This window comes from Corynebacterium tuberculostearicum (genome assembly GCF_022347385.1).
GTDB classification, from domain to species: Bacteria; Actinomycetota; Actinomycetes; order Mycobacteriales; family Mycobacteriaceae; genus Corynebacterium; species Corynebacterium tuberculostearicum_M.
The window spans coordinates 1-10,932 of record NZ_JAKRDT010000029.1 but is presented as its reverse complement, the minus strand read 5'-3'; the positions used below and the strand labels follow the sequence as shown (position 1 = coordinate 10,932).

The 10,932-nt window shown below is 55.7% G+C and carries 9 protein-coding genes and 2 pseudogenes; 6 read left to right on the top strand and 5 right to left on the bottom strand.

Annotation, left to right across the window (positions count from 1 at the left end):
* The 5 genes from MHK00_RS11395 to MHK00_RS11375 all read left to right on the top strand — a co-directional run.
* The coding region (locus tag MHK00_RS11395) for a hypothetical protein (RefSeq protein WP_250411898.1) at nt 1-200 on the top strand (200 nt) is incomplete at its 5' end.
* Nucleotides 201-566: 366 nt separating this feature from the next.
* Nucleotides 567-1,928, top strand: coding sequence for an MATE family efflux transporter (locus MHK00_RS11390; protein WP_231732355.1), 1,362 nt, complete (start codon nt 567-569; stop codon nt 1,926-1,928).
* A 152-nt stretch (nt 1,929-2,080) separates the two neighbouring features.
* Nucleotides 2,081-3,238 carry an ABC transporter substrate-binding protein gene (locus MHK00_RS11385; RefSeq protein ID WP_070497388.1) on the top strand — a complete coding sequence of 386 codons (1,158 nt, stop codon included), beginning with the start codon at nt 2,081-2,083 and terminating at the stop codon, nt 3,236-3,238.
* Nucleotides 3,235-4,359 carry a FecCD family ABC transporter permease gene (locus tag MHK00_RS11380; RefSeq protein ID WP_080975109.1) on the top strand — a complete coding sequence of 375 codons (1,125 nt, stop codon included), beginning with the start codon at nt 3,235-3,237 and terminating at the stop codon, nt 4,357-4,359. The genes MHK00_RS11385 and MHK00_RS11380 overlap by 4 nt, the downstream gene beginning before the upstream one ends.
* On the top strand, nt 4,359-5,174 hold the full coding sequence (locus MHK00_RS11375) for an ABC transporter ATP-binding protein (RefSeq protein WP_049156256.1): 816 nt from the start codon (nt 4,359-4,361) through the stop codon (nt 5,172-5,174). The genes MHK00_RS11380 and MHK00_RS11375 overlap by 1 nt, the downstream gene beginning before the upstream one ends.
* A 28-nt stretch (nt 5,175-5,202) precedes the next feature.
* Here MHK00_RS11375 and MHK00_RS11370 read toward each other — a convergent pair.
* A pseudogene (locus MHK00_RS11370) lies at nt 5,203-6,442 on the bottom strand (IS3 family transposase).
* A 34-nt stretch (nt 6,443-6,476) separates the two neighbouring features.
* Nucleotides 6,477-7,190 (bottom strand): annotated as a pseudogene (locus MHK00_RS11365) (IS1/IS1595 family N-terminal zinc-binding domain-containing protein); the annotation flags it as partial.
* A 395-nt stretch (nt 7,191-7,585) separates the two neighbouring features.
* Between MHK00_RS11365 and MHK00_RS11360 the strand changes: the two are divergent.
* Complete coding sequence (locus tag MHK00_RS11360; protein WP_250411894.1) at nt 7,586-8,950, top strand: CitMHS family transporter; 1,365 nt, start codon at nt 7,586-7,588, stop codon at nt 8,948-8,950.
* 343 nt (nt 8,951-9,293) lie between these two features.
* Here the strand turns inward: MHK00_RS11360 and MHK00_RS11355 are convergent, their stop codons facing one another.
* From MHK00_RS11355 to MHK00_RS11345, 3 genes are all read right to left on the bottom strand, one after another.
* Entirely contained in the window at nt 9,294-9,515 is a 222-nt protein-coding gene (locus MHK00_RS11355) for a hypothetical protein (RefSeq protein WP_005323143.1), read from the bottom strand.
* On the bottom strand, nt 9,512-9,796 hold the full coding sequence (locus MHK00_RS11350; protein WP_230310978.1) for an ArsR/SmtB family transcription factor: 285 nt from the start codon (nt 9,794-9,796) through the stop codon (nt 9,512-9,514). The genes MHK00_RS11355 and MHK00_RS11350 overlap by 4 nt, the downstream gene beginning before the upstream one ends.
* Before the next feature lie 236 nt (nt 9,797-10,032).
* Nucleotides 10,033-10,701, bottom strand: coding sequence for a hypothetical protein (locus MHK00_RS11345; protein WP_005323141.1), 669 nt, complete (start codon nt 10,699-10,701; stop codon nt 10,033-10,035).
* Nucleotides 10,702-10,932 lie beyond the last annotated feature (231 nt).

Below are 10,932 nucleotides of genomic sequence, written 5' to 3'. Positions count from 1 at the left end.
TCCGCCAAGATACGGTCCTCTACAAGACGGACCACACGGTCCTTTGCATCCTGGTCAAATTTTCTTGGCATATTCCAGATTTTCCCATCTACTCAGACGGAACAAAACCTGGGACACTTCAGTCTCTCCTATCCATCTTCACACTCCTTCCACCTGAAGTGTTTGAAGTGGAAATCTTCAATTATGGTAGCCTTACCTAAACTAGGTATAATCTTTATACTTTCCGAAGGGAGTCTCTGCCGCTGCAAACACCAGCCCTGAACGGGATTCGGTCTCAACCAACGGTGGTACCGCTGGGGCATCGGCCAGCACCAGCTGAATCCGCAGGGGCGAACCACTAATTTCCATGGTGCAGACGGCAGCGTCCGATTGCAACTTTGGTGCAGATGTATCGCAGCGCCATTCGCTTCAACGGCCTGGAGGCCGCAAATGAATCGGATGTGCTGCGTATCTACCGCTAGAAACCGCAGCACATTGGAGACCAGCCGCCAAAATGGGCGAGGTTTAGAAGATGAGAAGCGAGGGCCGAGACGAATGTTAGTCCGAAGTTGAAGGTGGCTGCGAGGTTGAAATCCATCCGGAAATATCGCGAAGTTCTGGGAATTTCCCTTCCCATCGCTGGAGTACAACTCGCCGGAGTTGCATTGACCACCACGGACGTATTGATGCTGCAGTCCGTGGGCGTACTGGCGATAGCCGGCGGCGGCCTAGCGATGCAGCTTTACAACCAGATCCGCACGATGTGCGTGGGCATGGTGACGGCCGGGGCAAATCTTGTGGCTGAAGCAGCAGCAAAAATGGAAAAAGAGAAAACCTCTTGTCAAAATTGCGAGGCGGGAGCAGAACAGATCCGGCGGGCTGTGCGCTCCTCCTTCGCGGTGGCCACTGGCACTGCAATTCTCGGCGCGTTACTGGTCATCGCCCTAGGCGGATTGGTCCTTGTTCTGCCCATCGACAAGCACGTTGCCCAACTCACCTTCGCCATGACCCTTGCGCTCGCACCCGGGTTAGTCCCGATGATGTGGCTCAACGTCCTGCGCCAATTCGCCGTGGGCATGCGAAAACCCGGCTCCCTGTTAACCATCACGCTGATATCGATATTTATAAATATCGCATTGAACTGGTTATTTATGACATGGGCAGCCTCGGATCACTGGAAGGTAGCGGGCATCGGGCTTTCTACAACTGTCATCCAACTGCTTACCTTCCTGGCCTTCCGGATTGTGGTACTGCGCATTCCCGAGCTACAGCCCTATTTCCACATCCTTCCGTGTAAAGGAGATGGGGAGACTATCTGCCGCCTCGTCCGCCTCGGGGTACCAGTCAGTCTGACCTATGGCTCGGAGGCTGCAATAACAACCATCGCCGGTTTAGTGATGGGGACCTTTAGCCCACAGATGCTAGCGGCGCACAATATTGTGAACCAACTGGCGTACATCGTTTACCAAGTGTGCATCGGCTTTTCTCACGGCGGCTCGGTGCTGATCACAAGGGCTCGGGCCGAGAGTGCCGACTCAGTGCGCGAGATTACCCGACGCATATTGTTCGTCGTGGTCACGTATCTGGGAATAATGGGCGCGCTGTGGCTTCTGTTGGGCAGGTGGGTACTGCATCCTTTCTTAAAAGAGGCAGATCCCACCACCTTTCACATTGCCGTCCTGCTCCTATGTCTCGCGGTACTGCAACAGTTCGCCAAAGGAATCCAAAACGTGGCAGTGGGCCTACTGAGAGGCCTGAAAGACACCACCTCAGGGCTACGCTGCACCCTCGTCGGGTACTGGCTGGTTGGCGTCCCCGGGATTCTGATATTTGGAAAGCTCCTCGGATGGGAAGGATATGGCGTCTGGTTAGGACTCATCATGGGTTTCGCAACCACGGCGGTACTGCTGCTACGCACATATTCCCGCCGACTGAATGAACTGACTTAACGGGAATGTTGGGGGGTAAAAGTTTCATCACCCATTGTAGATAAACAAAGGTATGGCTAACCTAATAGATCCACTTGGAAGAAAGGATTGCCTTGTCCCTCACGACAACTAGGGCTCGCGGTTTTAAAACCCCACGCGCCCCTCACCACCGAATGGCCCGCGTAGTCGCCTCAGCCGTCACCGCCACTGCCCTCCTTATGACCGCTGCCTGCAGCACTAACGATGAACAACAGACCGCAGATGACGGAGAAAAGCAACAGATCACCGACATTCTCGGGCGCGAAGTCGAGGTCCCGAAGAACGTCGATCGGGTCCTCATGGGCGGGCAACGGATGCTTTACACGACATCCATCCTCAACAAAGAAAACCCGCTCCAGGGCATCGTTGCCTGGCCAGATGACCTGGAGCAGAACGACCCTGGCACGTACAAGAAGTACGAACAGAAATTCTCAGAGATCGAAGATATTGAGCAAACTGGTGAAGTTTACGACGGCTCGATGTCCGTTGAGCAAGCTTTGAATTCCCGTCCAGATGTCTTCATTGTCTCCGCAAGCAGCTTCGAAGCCGCCCAGGATGCTGGCATCGTAGACGGTCTAGAAAAGGCCGGAATCCCCACGGTTACCGTCGATTACTTTACCGACCCGGTGAAGAACACCGCACCGAGCGTGCGCTTGCTCGGCAAGGTACTCGGCCACGAGAAGGAAGCGGAAGAGTATGCCGAGTTCTATGAGTCCAAGGTGAACATGGTTCAGGAGCGCCTAGAAAAAGCCAAGGCCACCCCCACACCGACCTTCCTCTGGCGAGCTCCCGGCTACTTCGACTGCTGCTCTACCTTCGCTAAGTCCAACCTAGCCCAAATTGTTAACGCAGCGGGTGGCGAAAACGTGGGCGACGATATGATCGACGCCAAGCAGGGGCAAGTCTCTCCCGAGGCGCTAGCTGAAAAAGACCCAGACGTCATCATCGCCACCGGCGCAGACTGGACCGGCGCCAAGCAGCAGCCAAAGAAGAATGGCTTTGTACCCCTGGGCTACGACGAGTCCACCGAACAGGCAGCCAAAGACTTCCAACGCGTTGTTGACGGGCAACCTGTCCTTAAGGAAATGCGGACGGTCAAGAACAAGCGGGCCTACGCTGCGTGGCATCACTTCTACGACTCCCCATACAACTACCTAGCCATCGAGTGGTTTGCCAAAGCCATGCACCCCGACCTGTTTTCCGATGTCGACCCGCAGGCCGATTTGGAAGAACTACATGAAAAATTCCTCCCTGTGGAGGCTAGCGGCACCTTCTGGACTGGTTTGCCATGAGCCACGGAGCACGAGCGCAATCAATTGCCACCGGAAGCGAGGTGGACGACCAAAACTCTACCCCGCAACGGCAACGCCCCCGGTCAAACTGGTACCGAACAGCTAGCAGGCGAAAGGTAGCGATCATCGCAGGGCTTACGGCCCTGCTATGCGTCACCATTGCCATAGATTTCCTCATCGGCAGCAGTTTGAACGCAAATGAGGCGCTCTACGTGCTCTTTCACCCCAGCGATTCCCGCCCAATTGACTGGCAGATCATCTTTGATATACGTCTGCCTATGACCGTCACAGCGGTGCTCATCGGTGGCACCCTCGCTGCTGCCGGCGCAGAGATGCAAACCATCTTGGATAACCCCTTGGCAGAGCCCTATACGCTGGGCATTTCCGCCGCTGCGAGCTTTGGCGCAGCCTTTGCCACCGTCTCAGGATTCACCGCGGCGGGAATCGGGGCAGCGCTGGGAATGGCGGGCAGTGCTTGGGTCTTCGCCCTCGCGGCCTGTGCGGTGATCGTCCTATTCTCTCGGTCAAAGAGCTCTGGTACCGAGGGAATGATTCTGCTGGGCATAGCCATCGTGTTCCTCTTCGATGCTCTACTAGCGCTAATGCAGTACCTCGCCTCGCAGACCCAATTAGAGCAGGTGGTTTTCTGGACCTTGGGCAGCCTTACGCGCGCTACGTGGCCTCAGATCGGCCTTCTCGCGGTCATCTCACTAATCGGAATTGCTTACTTCTACCGCAATGCGTGGACGCTGACCGCGTTTCGAATGGGCGACGACCGCGCTAGGTCCATGGGTATCAATATCCCAAAGCTGCGCACGTACACGCTGGTGGGAGTCTCCCTTATGGCGGCAACTGCCGTTTCGATGGCCGGGACAATTGGTTTCATCGGACTCGTCGGCCCACATATCGCCAGGATGCTCGTTGGTGAGGACCAACGCTTCTTCCTCACCACGTCCATCATCTCAGGTGCGCTTTTGCTGACCTCAGCCTCAGTGGTATCCAAGCTGATCCAGCCTGGGGCGATTCTGCCTGTCGGCATCATCACCGCGATTGTGGGCGTTCCCGTGTTCGTCGTCCTCATTGTTTTGCGACGCCGCCCCCGAACTGTCTCCTCAACCTAATGATCGCCTCTCCCAGTACTTCCTGCCCCAGAAAGGACCCCCTCGTGGAACAACCGCCCACGGTTCCGCCAGAACCCACACTCCGGGTAGATAACCTGTGCTTTTCCCATGGAGACGAACAGATACTGAATGACGTATGTCTCCCAAAGATCGAAGCTGGAACCGTCACCGCCCTCGTCGGCCCTAATGGCGCTGGTAAGTCGACTTTGCTGCGCTGCATGGCTAACCTATGCCGATTCAGCGGCGACGTCACTGGGCCCGAGGCAGTATATTTGCCACAGGATCCCCCGCCGGAAAGCACCCTTACCGTATTCGAATCGGTACTTCTGGCACTCCAGCATTCCCGGACGGGATTCAGCGGACTACGGGTAGCCACATCCACACAGGACCGAGTCAGCTCGGTCCTCACGCGGCTGGGGCTAGAAGACCTAGAATCCCGAACAATGTCCCAGCTCTCCGGCGGCCAGCGTCAATTAGTAAGCTTCGCCCAGGCCATCGTATGCCGGCCGCAGGCATTACTACTGGACGAGCCAACCAGCGCTCTTGACCTAAGAAATCAGCTCATCCTCATGGAGCATATTCGCGCCTATGCAGCTGAAGCACCCGCGGCGGTCGTGGTTTCGATGCACGATCTTTCACAAGCAGCGCGCTTCGCTCACCGCATTGCGGTACTCCACGCGGGCACTGTATACGCACACGGAGCAGCTAAGGACGTGTTAACCGCAAAAATGTTGCGTGAAGTCTACCGCGTAGATGGAAAAGTCACCCTTACTGATGACGGTTCTGCAGCAATCACCACATCCAGAGCCATATAAGGGGCTTGAAGTGCCCCGAGTTTTGTTCCTAGGCATGTTCCTTGATTTCTATTATTCCCTGTTGCGGGTTCTTCTTCCACAATTCGGTTTCCACCTCGGCTGGGGTTCGATATCCCAGGCTTTGGTGGAGCCTTACCTCGTTCCACCATGACACCCACTCGAACGTCGCGATTTCTACCTCGACAACATCATTCCACCTGCGAGTATGGATGAGCTCATTCTTGTAAGAGCCGTTAACGTTTTCAGCTAGAGCATTGTCATTTCAGTCACCGACGGTCCCAGTGGAAGCGGCAATCCCGTGCTGGGCGAGACGCTGGTTGTAGACAACGCTGACGTACTATAAGCCGTGATCCGAATGGTGAATAAGGCCTGTTGTTTCCTTCGCGCTCACAATCGCTTGGTTGAGTGCTTGCAGCGGTAATACCTCGGTGCGCATCGAGTCCGATAATGCCCATCCGACGATCCGCCGGGAGTAAACGTCAGTGACAAACGCGGTGTACACAAAACCCTTCTTCGTACGCACGTAGGTAATGTCGGCCACCCACAGCTTGTTTAAGGCCTTGGGCTTTGAACTCACGCTCGACCAAATCCGGGCGCAGATCCGGCCTGTTGAGGTGTACGGGTTGTGATTGGTGATCCGCCTGTGCCTGTGCCAGAAACACCAGCTAGGCGCATCAGCCGGGCGGTTTGCTCACGACCGATGTCGATTCCGTCACGGTCAAGCGCATGCCACATTGTCCGCACGCCGTAGACACCGTAATTATCCCGATGAATGGCACCAATGCGTTCAATCAGCACAGCGTCACGAAGGCGACGAGCACTTAAGCCCACGGGCTTTGGACTGGCGATAACCACGCGAGGTGATAAACCCACCAGCCCGGTTAATCTTCAACTCCGGTGCAGATGAACTCGACAGAGAAATGATTCCGGTATTTATCGATGAACCGGATCATTTCTTAACGTTTGGGGCCTGGTCGTGAGGCGAAAAAGCTGACGCAGCCTTCAGCAACTCGTTGGTATCTCGAAGCTCTTGATTTTCGCGGCGTAGCCTGGCATTTTCGGTAGCCAAATCTTCAGGAACAGGTTCTGGGATGTTTCCCGCACGACGAGCAGGCTTAAGTCCATAGACGAGCCGTGTGCCATGAAACCCCCAACTTTGAAGCTACTGCCTAGCACGCGGGATGCATCGACATGCTTTCCGCCAAGATGCGGTCCTCCACGAGACGGACCACACGGTCCTTTGCATCCTGGTCAAATTTTCTTGGCATGTTCCAGATTTTCCCATCTACTCAAACGGAACAAAACCTGGGACACTTCATTGAGCTGGGTGCTAAATACGGTGCCGAACTGCTGTAGTTTCACTATCCATTCGGCTGCGTCATCCAGGTTGTCAACGGCGAGTAATTCAAAGGAAAGCCGTTGTAATGCTTTACCCATCGGCGAAGTGGGGTGAAGGCCGGTGGCGCGTTGGATATTGCGCTTGACGTGGACAATGCAGCGTTGAACCGGGGTATCTGGCCACAGGTGGTGTAGTGCTTTAAGGCCGCCGGCATCCCCATCGCAGGTCACCAATTGTGGTGGGGCTAGTGGGTCGAGCAGGCGCGTGTAGGACCAGGAGGATTCTTTTGTGCACCAGAACCAATTGATGACATGGCTGGAGTCGGCAGCTACAACAAGGCACTTGGTGTTGAAGTAGGTGCCGTCGATGAAGATTTGGTCGTAGATTCGCTGCTTATCAACGCTTTGGGGAGGTTGGATAAGCCAGAACGGTTTAAAGCGTCGTTGCAAAGCTCGCGTTGAAACACCGCAGGTTTTAGCTGTTTCTTCCAGGCTGTTGCTGGAGGTGAGCCAGAAGATGAAAAGGCGGAACCATTTGGCTTGCACGGCATCGTTATTCACGCGGGTGAAGGTGGCCTTGCAGGTGCGGCATCGCCATCGTTGGCGCCCAGCACTCGTTGTTCCGTGTTTCGTGCATTCCCCGCCGCAGACGGGGCATCGAGGATGATTTTTACTCATCCCCTCATCGTGAACCTAGGTGCCTAGCACACCGGCATGTCTTTGGCGGTATTTCATGGTCGAAGCTGGAATATCCCTTTGGATAAGTGAAATAGTCCTAATATCAGCACGCCAGACCGGCTAGCCGTACAACCTCGCCAACACATCGTGTCGTTTAGGCCCAATTTTTGCGGAAAATTCCGTGTAGTTCCTTGAATGCTTTTGCTGGGGTGGGGATTTTCTCAAGCCGTGCGAACTGCTTCGCGGTGACGATTATCTATAGGAAATTCAATTTAATCCAGTGTGGACTTTGGGGGTAGTGGTAGCACTGTCGATAGTTGGGGTTTAATCTGAGTCACACTCGCCTACTTTCGTAGCGTAGGACATGGCGAGTTGTCGACTTATTAAGGAGCACTATGCAGACCTCGCTCGGGCTCACGGCCATGGGCCTCATCATCATTTTCGTGACGGTGGGAATTTTGATCCGCGGCCGAGTAAATCCCATTATCCCCATGACCCTGGTACCCGTAGTTGGTGCCTTAATATGTGGATTTGGTCTAGGTGAAATATCTGACTTTTTCAGCGAGGGCTTAAATTCCGTTGTCAACGTCGTGGTGATGTTTATCTTCGCCATTATCTTCTTCGGAATTTTGCAAGACGTTGGCCTATTTACTCCAGTCATTCGTACGCTCATCAGGGCCACCCGGGGAAGGATCATGGCCGTAACGCTGGGCACTGCGGCGATTGGTGTAGTAGCGCACCTTGATGGATCGGGTTCTACTACCTTCCTCATCACCATCCCGGCCCTCTTGCCGCTCTACCGTGCGCTAAACATGTCGCGCTACGTGCTCATTACCATTGTGGCGATGGCTGCCTCGGTCATGAACATGGTTCCTTGGGGCGGCCCGCTGGGCCGTGCCGGTGCCGTGGTCGATCAGGAACCCAATGCCATCTGGGTGCAGCTCCTGCCCATTCAAGGCGTGGCGATTGTGTTGGTATTCCTCTTGGCTGCGTTGTTGGGATGGCGGGAACAGCGACGCATAGCGGGCTTGCGTGAAAGCGGGGAACTAGCGGGTGGTACTGCAGTGGACGTGAATGCGTTGGCGGATGAATTCGCTGCTGCACAGGCACGTGAACAGCATAAATTGGGCTACCACTTCCGCGAAGGGCGCTGGGTAACCGTGATCAACATTGTCGTTGCACTTGCCGTTTTGGTGGCCTTGCTCTCGGGCGTAGTCCCACCCGCCCCAGCCTTTCTCATAGCCACGACCATCACTCTGGCTATTAATTTCAGCGGTCCCATGGAGCAGGGCGAGGCTCTGCGACGGCATGCGCCCAATGCCTTGGCCATGGCAGGCGTTATCCTTGCAGCCGCGATGTTCTTGGGTGTCCTCAATGAAACCAAAATGCTTGAGGAAATCGCGCTGACACTAGTAAACGTCTTACCAGAGGGCGTCGCACCGCACCTCCATGTGATTGTGGGCTTCTTCGGTGTGCCGCTTGATTTGTTGACCTCGACGGATGCTTATTACTTCTCAGTGCTTCCAATTGTTCAAGGAACTGTTGAAAGCTTTGGGGTCAGCGGCATGGGTGCGGCTTGCGCGCTCATTATCGGCAACGTGGTGGGCACCTTTGTTTCGCCCTTCTCTCCTGCATTGTGGTTGGCGCTGGGGCTTGCGGAAGGTCAGATGGGTAAATACCTCAAGCTGGCTTTCCCAATTGCGTGGATTTTCTCCGCCATCTTGGTTGCCGTGGCGCTATTTACGGGAATGCTGGCGTAACAACGAAAAAGGCCCGCAGCAAAGCTGCGGGCGAGTCTTTTGCGAAACTACCCACCCACCTGCAACGACCCGAACCACAGCTATGGTTTCCGTTCCCGGTTCCGTCGGCAGGTGGGCCGGGGCGGTGTCGGAGGTGGGGGCACACCACGTGGTTCGTCCCCAGTCCTAGCCCCTATCCGCGAGAGGGACAGGATAACGCCACGACCGGAGACACACCCCGCCGCCAAAGTCACAAGCAAGTTTATGTTGCTGGAGGTCTACGCGACGCGCTTAGCGCATACGCTGTGACAGCCCATAGCGCGGAGCCAAAACCACCGCGCCCCTTGTTTAAGGAAGAGCCTGATTACTCGGGGATCTCGCTGAGTTGGGCCTCAATCCGATCCAACCGCTCGGTGATGTTGCGTAGGTGCTCCACGATGAGTTGGTTGGAACCATCGATCGCCGTCGCCGTTTCGCGTCGTGCGCTGGTGACGGTGCGTACCACCCAGACGGTAAGAGCAACGAAGATCGCGAGTGGTAGTGCGGCGGCGAGGATGACAAGAAATACGGTAGCGGTAAGTGTCACGAAGATTCCCTTTTCTGTTCTTGATTAATCAGGTGCCTAATGTGGTCTGGAGTTACTTCAAGCTGAAACGGAGCGACCCAGTAGTGCTTCCTCACTCGGCTCTCTCCGAGCTGTTCCAGGCCACTCTCGATGAGTCCAGCAGCTTCCAAGCGGTTGAGGTGCTGGTAGAGCAGTGGCCGAGACATCCCGAGTCGGCGGGCCAGCTCACTGACATGGGTCGAATCCGTCTCTAGGGAGGCGATAATTCGCAACCGAGGCTCACTTCCGAGAGCACTGAGCATCTGAGCGAGCCGTGCTGCGTCCATCATCCCTCCGTATCGTAATCGAACGATGTCAGGTGTAAGTATATGCTTACAGTCGGCGGTGTGCAAGTTCTGCCGGGTCTGGCGGAGACGCTGCCCGACTTAAGACGTGGCCGGTGTCCCATCACGTCCCCTCTTCACCCTCCCCAAGAAGAAACCCAGCCGCAGCACACACCACAGCTGGGTTCCTTCATGGCTTACAGCGTAGCCAGCAGCTACAGCCGCTCGATGTCTACATCGCCATCGAGAATCCTCGGCTCTACCTCCATGTGGATCCCGCGGTAGGGAAGTAGTGCGCGGATAATGTCGTGGGTGATGTCGATGCCTGGAGATGGTTCGTCCCGCAAAAGGTGGTACAGGCTAGGGCAGTAGTCCACGCCGGGAAACTCGTCCTTTGCTTCGGGAACGCACCCGTCCGGGTCAAAAGTCGTGCAGCGAATGATCAGGTCGTCGTGGACACTATTGGGCAGATTGATGGTGAGTCCTGGTGTGGTGGCAGACATGTCTGCAACCGTGGCCTCGTTTACAGACCGGGTAAGCGGGATTAGGCCGCGGGCGGACTCACCGCCTTGGATGCGGGTGAGTCCCGCACGGTTTCCGTAAGTGTCGGCCAGGGTGACAAACGTGACGCGCACCGGGGCCGTGGCCACCGACATGGAGTTAAACGCGGTGAGGACGTTGATTTCGCGCTCGGTGATAAGCCCCTGCGGGCCTGTGAAGCTAATGACGTGGTTGTAGAGCGCGGCGGTGGACATGGACAAGATGGTGTCGGCCACCTGTTTTCCCTGTTTCAGGGTTTCGGTGACTTGGGCGAGGTCGTCTACCTCAAGCTCGGCGGTGAAGTACTGGCAGTACAGTGGTGTGCTCATGTCGAGTGTGGACATGGTTCGCCCCTTTCCTTTGAGGGTGTGAGCAGTGGAAATGTCAAGTGTCGGGCACGGTAACAGGTAGAAATTTGCGAATACGCAAACTGTCCGCGCGGTGGGTTGCCGATGGGCGGATTCTAGTGGTCGTGGAAACACGTCTTATGTTTCGGTTGAGTTTATCAGTGCGGCCATTTTCTCGGCTGGTGTTTGAAAGCCCAGGGTTTTGCGGGGGCGGCGGTTGAGTTGCAT

Coding starts and splice junctions, on each gene's coding strand:
- MHK00_RS11375 (WP_049156256.1), top strand. CDS start 4,359: ATGATCGCCTCTCCCAGTACTTCCTGCCCCAGAAAGGACCCCCTCGTG.
- MHK00_RS11345 (WP_005323141.1), bottom strand. CDS start 10,701: ATGTCCACACTCGACATGAGCACACCACTGTACTGCCAGTACTTCACC.
- MHK00_RS11360 (WP_250411894.1), top strand. CDS start 7,586: ATGCAGACCTCGCTCGGGCTCACGGCCATGGGCCTCATCATCATTTTC.
- MHK00_RS11380 (WP_080975109.1), top strand. CDS start 3,235: ATGAGCCACGGAGCACGAGCGCAATCAATTGCCACCGGAAGCGAGGTG.
- MHK00_RS11385 (WP_070497388.1), top strand. CDS start 2,081: ATGGCCCGCGTAGTCGCCTCAGCCGTCACCGCCACTGCCCTCCTTATG.
- MHK00_RS11350 (WP_230310978.1), bottom strand. CDS start 9,796: ATGCTCAGTGCTCTCGGAAGTGAGCCTCGGTTGCGAATTATCGCCTCC.